Origin of the sequence: Paenibacillus sp. JJ-100, from assembly GCF_948329825.1 — a bacterium.
Taxonomy (GTDB): Bacteria; Bacillota; Bacilli; order Paenibacillales; family Paenibacillaceae; genus Paenibacillus.
On sequence record NZ_CAOJCM010000004.1, the window covers coordinates 200,706 to 217,733 of the forward strand.

General features: G+C 45.7%; 18 protein-coding genes. All 18 read left to right on the plus strand.

The window, feature by feature from the left end; genetic code table 11:
- The first annotated feature begins 554 nt into the window (after positions 1–554).
- The 18 genes from PQG66_RS16805 (at position 555) to PQG66_RS16890 (ending at position 16,878) form a co-directional block, all read left to right on the plus strand.
- Complete coding sequence (locus PQG66_RS16805; RefSeq protein ID WP_272038892.1) at positions 555–980, plus strand: phage tail terminator family protein; 426 nt, start codon at positions 555–557, stop codon at positions 978–980.
- A 79-nt stretch (positions 981–1,059) separates the two neighbouring features.
- Positions 1,060–1,299: a hypothetical protein gene (locus PQG66_RS16810; protein ID WP_272038893.1), complete on the plus strand. Its 240-nt coding sequence runs from the start codon at positions 1,060–1,062 to the stop codon at positions 1,297–1,299.
- Entirely contained in the window at positions 1,299–2,615 is a 1,317-nt protein-coding gene (locus PQG66_RS16815) for a phage tail sheath family protein (RefSeq protein WP_272038894.1), read from the plus strand. Before PQG66_RS16810 ends, PQG66_RS16815 begins: the two co-directional genes overlap by 1 nt.
- 1 nt (position 2,616) lies before the next feature.
- Positions 2,617–3,075 (plus strand): phage tail tube protein, encoded by a 459-nt coding sequence (locus tag PQG66_RS16820; protein ID WP_272038895.1) that lies wholly within the window; start codon positions 2,617–2,619, stop codon positions 3,073–3,075.
- Between the two features lie 235 nt (positions 3,076–3,310).
- Entirely contained in the window at positions 3,311–3,733 is a 423-nt protein-coding gene (locus PQG66_RS16825) for a phage tail assembly chaperone (RefSeq protein ID WP_272038896.1), read from the plus strand.
- 201 nt (positions 3,734–3,934) lie between these two features.
- Positions 3,935–5,716 carry a hypothetical protein gene (locus PQG66_RS16830; RefSeq protein WP_272038897.1) on the plus strand — a complete coding sequence of 594 codons (1,782 nt, stop codon included), beginning with the start codon at positions 3,935–3,937 and terminating at the stop codon, positions 5,714–5,716.
- On the plus strand, positions 5,707–5,910 hold the full coding sequence (locus tag PQG66_RS16835; RefSeq protein ID WP_272038898.1) for a hypothetical protein: 204 nt from the start codon (positions 5,707–5,709) through the stop codon (positions 5,908–5,910). The genes PQG66_RS16830 and PQG66_RS16835 overlap by 10 nt, the downstream gene beginning before the upstream one ends.
- Positions 5,911–6,609 (plus strand): LysM peptidoglycan-binding domain-containing protein, encoded by a 699-nt coding sequence (locus tag PQG66_RS16840; RefSeq protein ID WP_272038899.1) that lies wholly within the window; start codon positions 5,911–5,913, stop codon positions 6,607–6,609.
- Between the two features lie 13 nt (positions 6,610–6,622).
- Positions 6,623–7,633 (plus strand): XkdQ/YqbQ family protein, encoded by a 1,011-nt coding sequence (locus PQG66_RS16845; protein ID WP_272038900.1) that lies wholly within the window; start codon positions 6,623–6,625, stop codon positions 7,631–7,633.
- 6 nt (positions 7,634–7,639) lie between these two features.
- The gene (locus PQG66_RS16850) at positions 7,640–7,897 is read left to right on the plus strand and encodes a DUF2577 family protein (protein WP_272038901.1); all 258 of its coding nucleotides are present in this window, start codon (positions 7,640–7,642) and stop codon (positions 7,895–7,897) included.
- Entirely contained in the window at positions 7,894–8,307 is a 414-nt protein-coding gene (locus PQG66_RS16855) for a DUF2634 domain-containing protein (protein ID WP_272038902.1), read from the plus strand. The genes PQG66_RS16850 and PQG66_RS16855 overlap by 4 nt, the downstream gene beginning before the upstream one ends.
- Positions 8,300–9,358, plus strand: a complete 1,059-nt coding sequence (locus tag PQG66_RS16860; protein WP_272038903.1) for a baseplate J/gp47 family protein — start codon at positions 8,300–8,302, stop codon at positions 9,356–9,358. The genes PQG66_RS16855 and PQG66_RS16860 overlap by 8 nt, the downstream gene beginning before the upstream one ends.
- Positions 9,355–9,900, plus strand: a complete 546-nt coding sequence (locus tag PQG66_RS16865; RefSeq protein WP_272038904.1) for a putative phage tail protein — start codon at positions 9,355–9,357, stop codon at positions 9,898–9,900. The genes PQG66_RS16860 and PQG66_RS16865 overlap by 4 nt, the downstream gene beginning before the upstream one ends.
- Positions 9,900–12,005, plus strand: a complete 2,106-nt coding sequence (locus tag PQG66_RS16870) for a hypothetical protein (protein ID WP_272038905.1) — start codon at positions 9,900–9,902, stop codon at positions 12,003–12,005. The genes PQG66_RS16865 and PQG66_RS16870 overlap by 1 nt, the downstream gene beginning before the upstream one ends.
- A 12-nt stretch (positions 12,006–12,017) precedes the next feature.
- On the plus strand, positions 12,018–12,512 hold the full coding sequence (locus tag PQG66_RS16875) for a hypothetical protein (protein WP_272038906.1): 495 nt from the start codon (positions 12,018–12,020) through the stop codon (positions 12,510–12,512).
- 225 nt (positions 12,513–12,737) lie between these two features.
- On the plus strand, positions 12,738–13,241 hold the full coding sequence (locus PQG66_RS16880) for a phage holin family protein (protein WP_334220787.1): 504 nt from the start codon (positions 12,738–12,740) through the stop codon (positions 13,239–13,241).
- Positions 13,242–13,403: 162 nt separating this feature from the next.
- Positions 13,404–14,396, plus strand: coding sequence for a GH25 family lysozyme (locus tag PQG66_RS16885; protein WP_442955113.1), 993 nt, complete (start codon positions 13,404–13,406; stop codon positions 14,394–14,396).
- Positions 14,397–15,228: 832 nt separating this feature from the next.
- Positions 15,229–16,878, plus strand: coding sequence for an ABC transporter substrate-binding protein (locus PQG66_RS16890; RefSeq protein ID WP_272038908.1), 1,650 nt, complete (start codon positions 15,229–15,231; stop codon positions 16,876–16,878).
- Positions 16,879–17,028: the final 150 nt, after the last annotated feature.

A 17,028-nucleotide genomic window follows, 5' to 3' on the forward strand; every position in this document is an offset into this window, starting at 1 on the left:
AGTTAAATGAGAAAAAAATCACATAAGGATTGTCGTCTTTTTATCTCCCAGATATCTCCCTTATTCGCACAGAAGTCAACCGAATCATCGTCAGCGTGAAGGGGAAAAGGTTGTAAGATTGTATTATGGGATCAATAGCAAAGGGACACACCGAAAGCACATACGCTAATGTACAGACCATCAAAAGAGCTGGTCTTTTTGATGCGGTGAAGTTGTCCTTGATTTTTGATCCGGTTCCTATACCAATAAGGACAGTGGGGGAAAAGGGGGAGGGCTGAATTACCGTATGGCTGCTGCTCCATATAGGGGAAGCATTCATTTATTGTAGCTGAAGGGCGAATTGAATGATGTCCCTATAGGAGATACAGTGGCAGCTATGTTTTTCGGCAACGTATTATTTCTGGAACAATTGAATACAAGTCAGTCCGAGGGTGAACTGATTGCATTCTCAAACGACCAGGTCTGAAGGTTTATTAATAGCATGTAAGATTTGATACTATTTCTCATTAGGAAAACTAACTTGTATCAAATCTTAATCTCAAAGGAGGTGAACCATGACCACAACTCAATTTACAAATTACATTGCCGCAACACTCTCACATCACTTCCCCAATCTCTCAATTCAACCTGCTATCGGAGTCGATACTCCAAAAAACCAAGGCCTAACCTACCGCCTACTCGCTGCAAAGCTCACACGTGAGCGTAGCGATCGATTCGTGCAGTCTCACATCTATGAGATTCGGTGGCTGGATGATAACAATATTCCAGAGGACCTCCCGGACAAGCTCTTTGAAGCACTGGAGACGATTGAAGTCGAAGGAACACCGTATCGGGCGACAGAACTGCGATGGAAAGCGTGGGGAGAGACACCCAAACTGTGGGTGTATTACACGATGCGAACCACCAAAGTGTCGGAGCCCACCAGTCCAATGAAACATCTGGCACAGCGGCCAACTGCATTGAAATCGCTACAGGACTAGTATGAATGTTTAGTTTAATTTTCAGATGAATATCTAGTGTGGATATTTGGTTTCTGAACTTATGTAAGGAGGACTTATCATGAAAGGATTAGGAGGCGCAATGGCGATGTTTACCAAGAAAGAAACAGAACGCAAAAATCTTGAAACAGTGCAGCAGTCTATTGATACAAAATACAACAAAGCACAGTTTGCCGAAGCCCGGCAGTTTGACCGATTGGAGAAAGATATTTTGGCAGCTATTCTATTGGAAGAGAAGACGTACACTGTGCAAGAAGCACAGCAACATATCCAACAATTTATGAATGAGGAGGCACAATAATGGCTGGAGGAACATGGACAACTCAAAATAAGGTACGCCCCGGCGTATATATGAATTTTGCATCGGAGGGCACTTTACCGGGAACCGTCGGAGAGCGGGGAACTGTGGCGTTGGCACTTCCAATGTCTTGGGGAAAAGCAGGCAAGATCCTGACGGTGCAAGCAGGTGAAGAGGTACAAGCCACACTTGGCTATGACTGGACAGCACCAGAGCTGCTGCTGATTCGTGAGGCGTTGAAACGTGCGCAAACATTGCTACTGTACCGTCTAAACGCAGGTACAAAAGCGAAAGCTACGCTGGACACTCTTACAGTAACAGCACAGCATGGTGGCGTACGCGGCAACGATTTGGCAGTTGTCATTTCAACGAATATGAATGAGCCTGATCGATTCGATGTCTCGACTCTGCTCGCTGGCAAAGAAGTACACAAACAAACGGTGTCCAACATCAGTCAGTTGCAATCCAATGCATATGTCACCTTCACTGGCGAAGGTACACTTACGACCACTGCTTCGCTTCCGCTAACAGGTGGAGGTGATGGTACATCTACGAACCAAGAGCATGCGGATTTCCTGAGCAAACTGGAGGTACTGGATTTCAACACCGTGGGTCTAATCTCAGACGATGACACACTGAAGTCAGTGTACGCAGCTTACATCAAACGTTTGCGTGATACAGAAGGTAAGAAGGTACAACTGGTACTTTCCAACTATCCGACTGCAGATCATGAAGGCGTCATTAGTGTGAAAAATGGAGTTGTGCTCGCAGATGGTACGGCTCTTACGCCGAAACAAACCGTAGCTTGGACTGCCGGTGCGACGGCAGGGGCTAATCTGAACGAATCTCTGACCTTCCAAGCGTATGACGATGCCGTGGATGTGAATGGACGGTTGACGCATACCGAGACAGAGGCGGCACTGCGCAATGGAGAGTTTGTATTTACAGCGAGTAGCAACCGTGCATTGGTGGAGCAGGATGTAAACACCTTCCGTTCCGTAACCCCGGATAAGGCACGCCATTTTGCCAAAAACCGTGTAGTTCGTGTTCTGGATGGTATCGCAAATGACATGAAACGCATCTTTGAATCCTATTACATTGGTAAAGTCAACAACAATGAGGATGGACGCAGTCTGTTCCGCTCTCAATGTGTCACATATCTGAAGCAGCTTCAGGATATCGGAGCGATTCAGAATTTTGATTCCAAAACAGATATTACCGTGCTTCCGGGCAATGAAACCGACAGTATTTTGATCGAAGTGCAGGTACAGCCTGTGGATTCCGTTGAAAAAGTATACATGAAAGTGAAGGTGGTTTAAGATGGCATTTTTGAAAGCAAGCGACACGATCTCCGGGCAGGAGGGCCGCGCATACGCAACCATTAACGGACAGACGGAAGAGATGTTCTATGTGAAGACGCTAGAAGCAACGGTAGAGAAGCAAAAAGCAGAGGTCAAAACATTGGGCCGCCGCGGCGTGCAGCACAAAGCAACCGGCTGGTCTGGATCGGGCTCCATGACGATTTTTTATACGACCTCCCGTTTCCGTGAGCTGATGCTCGAGTACATGCAGAATGGCGTGGATACCTACTTCGACATTGAAGTGACCAATGAAGATCCATCGTCCACGATTGGCAAACAGACCGTTACCCTTAAAGGTGTTAACCTCGACAGTGTGATCATGGCATCCCTGGATACCGAGGCTGAGGCACTGGAGGAAGAAGTGAGTTTTACGTTTGAAGATGTAGATATGCCCGTATCCTTTAATCTGCCAAAGTAAGCTAAGTAAGCTAAAGCACGGACTGCGAATACAGTAAGATCGATATTTATAAATGGAGCTTCGGTTTTGTGAAAATAAACCAGTTCAACTTGCCTGTGTTACGGGCTATTTGGCGTGTTCAAATTCTTCTAGCATTCGCTTCTAACACCTGAAGAGTTACTTGGAATAAACCAATACAATAGCTCTTCGTCGCTTATGTGCGGCGGGGAGCCTTAATTTAAGAGGAGGAACAAACATGAGTGGATTGAGTATGTTTTTTGCACAAAATGTAACAGCAGATACAACGGAGGAATTTATCGTATCTCCTCGCTTTAAAGATGACAAAGGTGCACCGGTTGCCTGGAAACTACGCAGTATGACCGAAGATGAGAACCAGGAATGTCGCAAAGCGGCTACCCGCAAAATCAAAGGCAAAAATGGTGTTTACACACCTGACATTGACGCAAATGATTACATGGCTCGTCTGATGACAGCAAGCGTGGTATACCCGGACTTGAAAAATACGGAACTGCAGCGCTCTTATGGCGTGATGGGGGCGGAGTCGCTTTTGCGGAAAATGCTGTTGCCTGGGGAGTTCGCTTCGCTTGGTGAACAGGTTCAGAAGCTAAATGGCTTCAATCAGGACATGAACGAACTGGTGGATGACGTAAAAAACTAATTAAAGAGGGCGATTCCGAAGCCAATCTGGCTTATTACGCTCTCCACGAATTAAAGATTTTGCCGCATGAGCTAATGGCCTTCTCGATACGACAACGAGCAGCCATCTATGCGATGATCCAGGTCCGGGTGGAGGAAGAGAAGAAAGAGCGAGCGAAAAGCCGCTCTCGGAAAAAATAGTGTAGAAAGGAGGGAGATATGAATGTATGCCATGTTTGCAAGATTATATGTGATGTCAAACCGAATGATCCAGCAATTTCAACAAATGCCTGCGGCGATCAGCTCCGCGTTTAGCTCTGCGCGACAGAATAATATTGCAGCTGTCGGTAGTTTGCTTCGAGAGGTATCGCAGGAACAAGTTAAAGTGAACGCTGCTTTTGCTGAAGGAGCTCAGCGAGTCAAAGCCTGGCTTGGCATCATTAAGTCAGCAGGAAAAGCTGTTCTGGCTCCGGCAGCGCAGGAGGAGGATCTGAAGCATCGATATATGGCTGCAACAGGCGATGATGCTCAGGGAGAGACGATATTTAATCGTTATCGTGCAGAAGCGTTCAAGGGTGGACATAGTGTAACGGACGCTTTGCAAGGTGCCCTGTCACTTATCCCCTACGCACAGAATACTGGTCAGATGGACAAGTTGCGGGATATGGCTAAACGGTTAAGTATGTTATCTCCGGATGGCAAAAACATGTCGGATGCAACTGGTGCCTTAGTCGCCGCCATGAACGGAGATAATGGTGATCTTGCTCAGTCTTTTAATATTCCAGAAGAGTTGTTAAATGGGGCAGGGCTTGAACAAACGATTGATGCATCCAATTTGGATGAGTTTATACAAAAGCTTGATGTGATTTTGCAGAAGCAGGGCTACACTCAACAGGCTTTCGATACCATGCTAGATTCACCTCTCCAGAAATGGAATGCCCTTGTTAATCAATTCAATGGAGTTCTGGGTCAGATTGGACAGGTTGCACTTGTGGCACTTACGCCCTTATTAGATCGATTGAATGAAGCTTTTGCCAACGGGGAATTTACGGGTATCATCGAATGGATTAGCAATGCATTTATGATTGCAGCTAATGCGCTCACGATACTTGTTGATGGCATTCTGTATATTGCAAGTGTGATTCTGCAGAACTGGGACATTATTCAGCCGATCTTGATGGCGTTAGCTATAGTGGTACTCGCTTTGGTCATCGCGCAAGTTTACAGCCTCGTTGTAGCCTGGTTATTGCTAAATTGGCCGATTCTGCTTGCCATAGCCGCCATCGCAGCAGTGATTGGCATTTTGAGTATGATGGGCGTATCGGGAACCGAGATTTTGGGAGCAATTATCGGTATATTTATGCTGCTTGGAGAAATTATACGAGTTGTAATCGCCACCATGTGGAATCGCTTTGCTATTTTCGCAGATTTCATAGCTAATCTGTTTAATGAACCCGTATATGCAGGGAAGAAACTGCTCTATGATTTAGCAATGTTCGCTTTGCAGACCTTTTACAATATTATTGTAGGCATCGAGGAGTTTCTAGGCAAAGCCGCAGGGGCAATTGGAAAGGTTGCTTCTTTAATTAACGACACCTTCGGTACGAATCTGTATGTGATGTCCGAGTCGGATATTAACATTGGTAGCAGAAGTATTAAGGGTTGGATGGATGCCTTGGAATCATGGGAGCCAAAGAGTGAAAAAGAGGCTTTTCATATGAAACGGATGGACGGAGAATTCGATCCTAATGTTTTTGGCAAGGCACAGGATATTGCAGAAAATCTATTTTCTAAAACACCTCCTTTGCCCGATCCAAACTCCAAAGAAAAAGAATTACCTGGGGGCTTTGGCAAAGATCTTATTCCTAAAACACCTCCTATACCATCCGTGCCAACGACACCTGCTCCCGCTCCCACAAACATGAACAATATGAGTAATATCAACAAGATTAACAATATCGGACAAGTCGACAAGATTGGTGATGTGGATGCACTGTGGACGTAACGAGCGAAGATCTGAAACTAATGCGTGAGCTTGCCGAGATGCAGGCAATTCAGCGCTTTGTCAGTCTGACGCCAACCGTGCAGGTCACCACAGGTGACATTAACAGTGGACACGATATAGATAGTATCATCAGCAAAATTACCGATGGACTGAACAGTCAGATCGTCTCCAGTGCTCAGGGGGTGTATGGTTAAATGGACTATTCAATTCAGCTTAGTTTTAACAACCGTTCGGAATATATCTATTTCCCAGTGATTCCGGAGAGTATTGAGTTCTCAGATGCAGGAGACGGAAGTACGTTTAACGTCAGTCGTCTGGGGGAGATCAATGTAATCAAATCACCTAAACTGAGAGAAGTGAGCTTCAGCGGCATTTTTCCGGCGGATTACAGCCCATATCATTTCAAATATGATACAAGAGATCCAGGAGCGCAGAAAGGATCCTACCGCGATCCCTATGAGTATGTGAAAGATATTATTCGCTGGATGCAGACCGGACGACCTGTCAGGCTGATCTTCTCGAGTGCGAGATATACGGTCAACATGGCCGTCTCCATTGAGAGTTTCGACTGGAAGGAGACCGCAGGTACGGTTGGGGATATCCAGTATGAGATTCAGCTCAAGCAGTACGTTTTTTATGCAGCCCGAAAAGTAGTACCACTGAAGAACAGCCAGAGTAAGGCCGCAGCTTCAAAAACGAAAAGCAAACCTTCCCGTCCCGATGAAAAAGTAAAACCGAAGACCGTCACACTGAAAGCCGGAGACTCCTTATGGTCTGTTGCCAAAGCTCATCTGGGTGACGGAGCACGCTGGAAAGAGTTGCAGAAGCTCAATGGTATCAAGGACGCACAGCTCAAGAAGTTGCCGATTGGACTTGTCGTCAAGCTTCCGTGAAAGGAGAGATGATATGCAGCAGGAGATCCATCTGGACAATAGGCAGATTAGTGAGAAAGAGCAGCTATTGCTGGATGACAAACAAGGGAATATCTGGGACATTAGCGACATTGCTGGCGACATTACGTACAAAACCTCTCGAATCGGCAAGCCGTCTTCTCTGGAATTCACGTTGATTAAGGGAAGCTTGTTCCAGAGTCGGAACTTTAGCTATGAGAACGGTTATGTGGTGAGGTACACGCGTGGAAAACAGGGAATTTTTTATGGATACATTTTTTCAGTGGACCACGGCATGGACGAAAATGTAGAGATCAAAGCTTATGACCAGACACGATATCTCACCGCGAATCAGACCTACCAGTTCGTTAACGCAACGGCGGCAGACGTCATTAAGCGAATTGCAACGGATTTTCAGTTGAAAACGGGAGAGCTGAAGCAGCCCAACTATGTTATTCCGCGCATGCTTTTTGATAATAAAAAGATGATCGACATGATCTGTGAGGCTCTGGATAGAACGCTGATTTATAGTGGCAAAAACTATATCTTCTACGATGATTTCGGCAAGCTTGCCCTTCGAGATGTCGAAGAGATGCCTTATGGCTTCGTCATTGGAGATCACAGTCTGCTTACGGACTATAGTTATACACGGTCAATTGACGACGAGACCTATAATAAAATCAAGTTGTACCGGGATAACAAAGATACGGGCAAACGAGAAACGTATGTGCATCAGGATTCAGGCAGCATCCGTCAATGGGGGCTGCTTTTTTTGTACCAAAAAGCGGATGATGGTCTGAATGCAGGTCAGATTGATGACATGCTGAAGACATTGATGACGCTGCGTAACCGGGAGACACAGACGTTGAAAGTCGATGCGCTTGGCGATTTCAAGGTGAGGGCCGGAAGTTTTGTTAACATTCAGATCGAAGAATTGAAAATTAATCAATATTTTCTGGTGGACGAGTGTACGCACAAGGTACAGGGAGGTGTGCACACCATGTCCCTGGATTTGAAGGTGGTGTAGCCATTTATGATGCTTGATGTGATTAAAAAGGCGGCAGTAGCCGCCGTAGATGCCAAATCTCCCGTGCAGATTATGTACGGAAATGTGACGAGTACACAGCCTTTGGAGATTACCGTAGAACAACGGTTTGCTCTACGTGACCCTTTTCTGGTGATACCCGAATCTGCAACACAAAAAAACTGGATGATTGGTGACTCGGCTTTGATGCTACGTGTGCAGGGCGGAGACAGTTATGTTGTACTGGATCGGTTGGTGAAGCCATGATCCCGCAAGGCGCACTAATTGGCGAAGAAAATCAGGACGAAGTTTCAGTACTTCCAAGTTTGACCTATGTGCTGCACGCTTCGGGTCAACGGATCGGGAGACTTCAGTTAGATGGAAAAGAGGCAGTGAAACAAGCGGTGTACAAAGCTTTATCCACACGTCGTTATGAACATTTAATCTATTCGACCGATTACGGCATGGAATGGTCTTGGGAAGGTGTGTCCGGGAGATCTATGGTTGAATCTGAACTGGAACGATGGATTCAAGAGGCGCTCCTTCCGGATGATCGGATTTCAGAAGTCACTGCATTCGATTTTGTCCATGAACCGGATGGTGTAAAGGTTTCTTTTAACGTAGCAACGGATTTTGGCAGCTTCAGGCAGGAGACGGAGGTGAACATAAATGTATGAACAGGAGACATTTGAAACAATTTTAAACCGGATGTTGGATAGAGTGCCAGATGGTGTAGATAAGCGCGAAGGCAGCATTATCTATGATGCTCTCGCTCCAGCAGCAGTGGAGATGGCTCAACTGTATATCGAATTAGATGTGAACGCCAACCTGAAATTCGCAGATACTGCTTCCGGTGAATATCTGGATCGAGCGATAGCCTGGTCGGGTATTACTCGTAAACTTCCTACCAAGACACGTTGGGTTGCAAGCTTCGAGGATAACGAGGGCAAACCTGTGGAAATTCCGATGGAGAGTCGTTTTTCGACCGGAGAACGAGTATATAGAGCTGTGGAGCGGATAGCGACAGGGCAATTCGTACTCGAATGTGAGGTCGCAGGTGCGCAGGGGAATGAATACACAGGTACGTTGTTACCTATCGATTACATTGCAGGCCTAACCACCGCCAAATTAACCAAACTGCTTGTTCCAGGAGAGGACGAGGAGACAGATCAAACATTGTATGATCGTTATCAGGACAAGGTGTCCCGCCCGATCACAAGTGCCAACAAGTATCAGTATGAGCTGTGGGCGCGGGAGAATGCCGGAGTAGGCAAAGCAAAGGCTTTTCCACTCTGGAATGGTCCCGGCACAGTTAAGGTGGCTCTGTTGAACAATGAGATGCGCGCTCCTACTGAGGGTGTGATTGAATCTGTTCAGCAATACATCGACCCTACACAGGATGGCATGGGTGAAGGTGCTGCGCCAATCGGTCCTGTCGTCACAGTCGTAGGGGCGGAAGAAGTCCCAATTGATATTGAGGTGCAGGTCACACTTGCTTCAGGATCGACATATGAAGGTGTGAAATCGTTGATTGAAACGGGGGTTGCCACGTACCTAAAAGAGCTGGCATTTACCGATCCGTTAGTTCGCTGGACACGGATTGCCAATGTTATTCTCGATCTTCCGCCAGTTATTGATTACAGCAATCTGCTGGTCAACGGCGGCATGTCCAATCTGGAGATTGCACCGGGAGCCGTCGCTGTGCTTGGGACGGTGAAGGTGATATGACCAAAGCGGATGTATTAATGAATTTATTACCACCGCTCTACGAAAATGTACTTGAGATGCAGCTTCTGACAGAGACAGAAGGCGCTGAACTGGACAAGCTTGCCGTTGGAGTGGAAGATGCACTGCAGCAGTTTTACCCAGAGTCCGCGACTTGGGCATTAGATCGGTATGAACAGGATTTGCAGATTCCGATTAACCGTGCCAAACCGGATGATCAACGGAGATCCGTCATCATTTCCAAAATGCGCGGCAGCGGAAAAGTCTCAGGTTCCATGCTCAAAAATGTTGCTCAGGCTTATGAAAGTGGGAGCATTTATGTTTCGTTAGATGCAAGTGAGTATCGCATTTTAATACGCTTTACCGATACGTTGGGTCTACCGCCCAACTTAGACGATCTGAAAGCAGCGATTGAAGATATTAAACCGGCACACATGACCGTGGAGTATCGACTACGTTATCTGACCATTGCCGAGGTCGAGAGCATGACTCTGAGAGAAATTGAACTAATTCGACAGGATAAATTTGCAGGAGGTGGAGCTTAATGAGTGAACCAAAGACACCCAACCTAGGGTTAAATACAATTGATCGTTCTACGCCATCGACAACCTATTTTGATCTGGACAAATATTTGGATCAGAACTGGGAGAAGATTGATGATTTTGCGGAGCAGATGGGGAATAAGGCTGAAGAAACAGCAACAAAGGTAAGTGACATTCAGGAACGATTGGATGTGGCTAAACGTGCTGACATAACTCTCCAACCTGGATTACAAATAGTAAATGCCACTCAGGATGCAGCGTTTAAACTTACCGGCCTTCAAGGAAAGACGGAGCTTAACTATCATGGTCAGATTGGTATTTATGGGGTACTTAACCCGTATGTTATTCGGTATGGAGAAAATTTATTGCCTCCTTTTTATGAATGGTCAAATTTAGGCAGCAGTAAGTCAATAAACTCCCTGTATTCTATCACAATTAATAACCCAAGTGTTGGTGATGATGTTGCTGTCTATTTTAAATGTGAAGAAGGAGATACGTTTACATTATCCGTTGAACATGATGGTCGGATTGGTGTTAACGCATGGGACATCAACGGTAATACTGTTGGAACAAATTCAGTAGTCCCTTATACAGCCAATCAAAGCGTTACTTTTACAATGCCAGCGGGGACAGTAAGGGGTTCATTGCATTTTGGTAATATCGCAGGAGCGGATCAAATCCTTTCAACTTGTTCCTTTGTAAATCCAATGCTCAATATCGGCAATACAGCTTTACCGTTCGTGCCGCGCGAAGACTCCTTGCTTGCGCTGCAAACAGAGCTACACGCACATCCAGATACGGGGGCCAACCCAGATATTGTATTTGAGCGTGATGGGCAATATTTCAAGTTGGCTAAGTGGAATAAATTAACGCTTAACGGAAAACTCTCTTATTCATTTTATTCGTTTGGGAATGATAGTGGATTTAAGAGGATACGAGTAGATTCATTTCCTGCTTACAATGCTGTTAATTGGAATCCCGTAGGCACTAAGTTCAATGGGACACGTCTAAGTAGGGGGAATATTGAGGTAGCAGATGCACTCTATGGATCACCAGATGGATCTTTGATAGCGATTAATATATCAAACGTAGACAGTGGCTGGGGTGAATCATACATACCTACAGCCGACGAGATTAAGGCTTATTTCTTGGGATGGCGTATGGCGAACAGTGGTGATTGGAGTCCTTATAATGGCACAGGGAGTAAGGCATGGAAAAACATTTTGAGATACCAAGATGCGGAAGGAGAGACGTCATATAGCTTACCAACTACTAAGGTGCCAAATTGGACTCCATACCAGCTCCTATACCAGCTTGCTACGCCAGTCGTAGAGCCAATCACCTCACAGGGGCAATTAACATTTAATCAGGGTAGAAACCAAGTTGAGGTAGGAACCGGAATTGTGTTGCAAGAATCAGCGCCTGCGGCGACTAGAGACTCTTACGGACGATGGAATATAGGTAACAAATATGCTGGACCAGGTGCGGAAGAGTTTAAGAATAAATCCAAATTGGTTCTTAACGTCTATAAGAATGGGAAATTGGATCCTATGTGGTATAAATTTTCTGCCGCGCAAGAATTAATACTCGGAGTATCCTATGATCCATCAGCAGCTTACAGTGTCACATACCTGATGTCGGATCAGTATCCCGTATCAGATATTATTGGAACATATGCTGAGAACGAAAAGGCAATGCTTCTGGATACTGTCAAAATGTTGAAAGAAAACACAACGCGGATATCAGTTCTTGAAAACAAGAAAGCGGAGAAGGACACTCCTGCATGGATTACGCCTACGTTGGTAAATGGATGGGCTCAATATCCCGGTTATCCAACTGTGCAATATGTTAAGGATTCAAGCGAAAATGTACACATTAGAGGATTGATCCAAGGAGGGCTTAGGGATCCGGGTAAGAGAATATTTGTCTTGCCGCAAGGATTCCGACCAAAAACAAGACGAATCTTTAACGTACTTTCCTCCGAAACCAGAATCACTGCAGTGGGGACGACAATCGAAATAACAGAAGACGGAAACGTGTACTTAGGAACAAGTGCTTCTGAAAAATGGCTGAACCTTGAAGGAATATCATTTAATATCAATTTGTAAAGGAGGACTACTATGAAAGCCGTACCTAAAGTAAATATAGATGGACTCTATATAGAGGACGCATTAGTGGACGATTCGTTTAGTGGAGTCGTCCCTTTTTATACCGATTCTGAGCCCATGTTGCCTAGTCCGGATCAGCTTGAGCAGCCAGAAGTTAAACGTGAAGAGGAAGAAGCGGAGCGAGAAATCTCCGGATATTTAGTTGGTGTACCGGTTCCAACTGGTCTATTCTGGCCCAAATTTAATATAGCTGCTTGGAATGCATATCAGGATAGGGATACTTCTGATCAAACTTTGCCTGAACTATGGATTGAGGGATTAGGCCAGGTAGAGATTGATGAGCTGACTAAGTCGCAACCTGCAGAGTTAACAGAGATCGATATGTTAAAACTACGATTGGCTGATTCTGAAGCTGAGAACAAGCGCTTGGCGAAAGAAAGCAATGCTAACCAAATAGCGCTTATGGAATTGCACACGATGTTGCTAAGTATGACGGCCGAATCATAAAAATTGTCCTACTAGTCTATTCAACAGTAAGGTTTATGGATGTAGGAGAGGAGGTAATCCCTTGCTAGCTGTATATGTAATGATGATAAACAAAAAGTTAATTGAATTGCATCAAGTTCCTGAAACTAGTCGAAGTCAGGTGGCTGCACTACTGGAATCGGCAGACATAGACGACTAAGGAGAACCAATTCTTTATAAAAAGAAAAATACTAAGGAGGTGAAACCATGGAACGATGGGACGCCCTATGGAAATGGGGAATAGCGCTGATGAGCAGTTCGACAAACTACTTCTTCGGAGGCTGGTCTGGGGTACTCGGCATGTTGCTGGTGTTCGTCATCCTCGACTATCTAACAGGCATCGCAGCGGCGGGAATGACGGGCAAGCTTGAAAGTAACGTCGGGATGTTCGGGATCGCACGAAAGGTATTTATATTTGCAATGGTATCGGTGGCTCATCTGGTGGACGGTGTTCTGGGAGACGGACATTTGTTCAGGGATGCGGTCGCCTTTTTTTATATCGCGAATGAGCTGTTGTCTATTATTGAAAATGGGGGCAAGCTGGGTGCCCCGATCCCGCCGGTCATTCGGCAGGCGATCGAGGTACTAAAAGGGAAGGGAGGGACCGGGGAATCTCCCGGTAACCTGCCTCCGCCTTCCTCAGAGTCTATTACCCGTTTGAATTCGGATGAAATAGAAGCATTTGCAACTAAAGATAACGCTAAGAAGTAATAGATTTTCTACGTTTTTGTTTGCTAAAAAGCGGGGATGATTTTGGATAACAGAAGTAGTGTGTATTCATTTTCTTTTGCTATCTAAAAGGACACGCACACAAGCAATACGTAACCCGTCCGCATTAACTAAATACTAACGGCATTTTGCCGCATAAAGGATGTGAAAATCTTGCAAAATAGAACTCCGGGTAACACGAAGGGCATTGACGTCTCCCGGTACCAGGGGAATATTGACTGGCCTAAGGTGAAGGCAAGTGACATAACATTTGTGTTTATCAAAGCTACCGAAGGGCGGACATATATTGATCCGAATTTTAAGAAAAATGTAACGGGTGCACTCGCAGCAGGTATGATGGTGGGAACCTATCATTTCTTTCGCGGAACAACGGTTGAGATTGCGAAGGCAGAAGCCGCGCATTATGCGAATACGTTGAACTCGATCGGGGGAGCCAAAGCACTGCAATTGCCACCGGTCCTAGATTACGAGAACAACCCGGGCAATCTGAGCAAAGCACAGATGAACACAGTCGCCAAAGCTTTTTTAGCAGAATTACAGCGCCTGACAGGTGTAAAACCGATCATATATACAGGCAACGCGTTTGCCAGAAATTTCGATGCCTCCTTGGGTTCCTACGATCTGTGGATCGCGCGATACAGTAATACACGTGTGCCGGAAGATCAGTCAGCGTGGAAGCGCTGGACATTTTGGCAATATACGGACTCAGGTAAGGTGAACGGGATCAGCGGCAATGTGGATATGAATGAATTCAGTGGGACTGCGGCACAGCTTCGAGCCAAATATGCAGCAGGTGCTCCAAGCCCATTAACTCCAACGAAACCGATAGAGCCATCGAATCCGAGCAACCCGTCCGCACCTTCGGTACCATCGAATCCGAGCCAGCCAACTCTACCACCGAAAGGGGGGGGACCGATGACAGCCGAAGAAAAAGCTGCGTTTGATGCGCTTAAAGCGCAAGTTAATCAATTGCAGGCACGTCAACAGATGGAAGTTCCGGTCTGGGCAAAAGCTGCTGTAGATGCCGCGCTAGCCTATGATATGAAAAACCCGCTGTTCAGCTTGGATAACGGAGCGAGTTACGATTTTTATCGTTTTATTACCGTGATGTACCGCAGAGGGATGTTCAAAAAGTAAATTGGATCAATAAAATTCGAGAAAGAATAGATCTGATGTGGAGATAAGAATGAAGGGACACGGGCGGTTATTGTCGAGCTGTGTTCCTTTTTTGTACATAATGTCAATAACGCTGACGCGAGTCGTGAATTTAAAGGCGGTTCTTTGTAAATCTCTTGTCTATTCGGTAAATGTGATGTAAAGTAAGTTACACGAAAATATTTTTCACCACGATTTAATACAGAAACCTCCTCATCATGACAAAACCTTAACATGTAAAGTTATGTACTGTCGTTGATCCATTCCAATCCCTTTCTTTTCTTACTTACTACTCGTCACTCTAACCGTTTGATAACCTTATGAAATAAACTCACGTTACAAACTCAGACTACAAACTCTCGTAACAAACAGCTACGGCTAATGCTCACGATCTATGCTACTAGATACGCATTAAGAATCGGATAGCTTTACACTTCCAAGATCTTCATATCTTTTCAATCCTGCAGTCACTCCATCGTAGTCACTCAATTCCAATCACTCCATGTAGTCAATCCAACGTAAACCTTGGTAGGCTTCCGTAAATGAACAGATCTTTCAACCTTCTCTAGTGAAACTTGCTAACACTTATTGACCTTGGTTCAATATCTGCATTTGGTATCAGAGGCATTTACAGCCTGAAATAGATGATACAAATATTACGTAATTAAGATCTGCTGAGGTATTACCTGATGAACACGGCAGCAAGTATCGAAACCTCCACAACATCATTGCACAGACTGCCAGAGTTTCCGTTTTTTTGGGCACAAGCATCACACACATTATGAGACAGGGAAGGGTGTTGTAACGTATGCGAATGAGAAAAAAGTGGATGTCCGGTTTTCTGACTTTGGCACTGAGTACTGTACTTGTTTTATCGGGCTGCTCCAGTAGCAATGAGGGCGGCGATGGTACGCCAGCACCTGCGGAAGGCAATGAACCTCCTACAGAAACAGCTGCTCAGGATACGCTGATCATGGGTCGTGGAGGAGATTCGGTAGCGCTTGATCCTTCGATTGTAACGGATGGGGAATCCCTTAAGATTGGGCATCAGGTGTTTGATTCGCTCCTCGATTACAAGGAAGGTGGAACCGAAGTTGTACCTGGACTGGCCGAGAGTTGGGAGATTTCCGCAGACGGGCTCAAGTATGTGTTTAAGCTTAAATCCGGGGTGAAGTTCCATGATGGCACAGACTTTAACGCGGATGCCGTAGTATTCAATTTTAATCGCTGGAGTGATCCGGCAAGTGAATATAAATTCGAAGGCGATTCCTTCGACTATTATGATTCTATGTTTGGACCAGAGGGAGCTCGTGTGATCAAGGAAGTGAAGGCGCTCGATGAATCGACGGTGGAGTTTACCTTAAATCAACCACAAGCTCCTTTCCTGCAAAATATTGCCATGACCCCGTTTGGTATAGGTAGTCCAACAGCGATTCAGGAGAAAAAAGAGAACTTCAAGAGCGAGCCTGTAGGTACCGGCCCATTTGTGTTCAAAGAGTGGAAGCGGAACGACTCGATCACGCTGGAGAAGAATGCCGAATACTGGAAGGAAGGGTTCCCGAAGCTGAACAAAGTGATCGTTCGCTCCATTCCGGATAACACCGCTCGTTTCAATGCCTTGCAAAACGGCGAGATCGATATCATGGAAGATTTGAACCCGGATGATCTGAGCATTCTGGAGAGTAATAGCGAACTTCAGAAGATTGAACGTCCACCGTTCAATGTGGCTTATCTTGGCTTTAATTTTAAGAAAAAACCGTTCGATAACGTCAAAGTCAGACAAGCCCTTAACCATGCGGTGAACAAACAAGCCATCATCGATGCTTTCTTTGCCGGACAGGCGAAGCCTGCGGTGAACCCGATGCCGCCTACGCTGTGGGGATATAATGATGAGATTGAAGACTACGCCTATGACTTGGAAAAAGCAAAAGCTCTGCTGGCTGAGGCCGGCTTCCCAGATGGTCTGCCAGACCCCGTAACATTTTATGCGATGCCTGTATCCCGGCCGTATATGCCAGATGGCAAGAAGGTGGCAGAGGCAATCCAGGCCGATTTCGAGAAAATCGGTGTGAAAACAACGATTGAATCTCCGGAGTGGGCGACGTATCTGGAAGATTCCAAAGCCGGGGAGAAGGACGATATCTACATGCTCGGTTGGACCGGAGACAACGGTGATCCGGATAACTTCCTGTACACACTGCTGGACAAAGACGCCATCCCGGGCAACAACCGCAGTTATTATGTGAACGAAGAGCTGCACACCTTGCTTACGAAAGCACAGACAGAGACGGATCAGGACAAACGTGCTGAACTGTACCAACAGGCGCAAGTCATTATCAAGGAAGATGCCCCGTGGATTCCGCTTGTGCATACAACACCAATTCTGGCTGGAAAAGCTAACTTGAAAGGTTTTGTCACATCGCCGCTTGGAACTGAATCCTATGCAGGTGCATATTTCGAATAACTTGAAATGTAAGTAGCGATTGGGAATTGAAGTGGGAGGACACCTCTTGTGTTATAACGACTGAACGCACTGGCGGACATGTCATGCTTGGAGGATTATCTATCTGTAGCCACGCTAACCTAAGCAGATGTGTTCGCTGGTGCTTTTTCT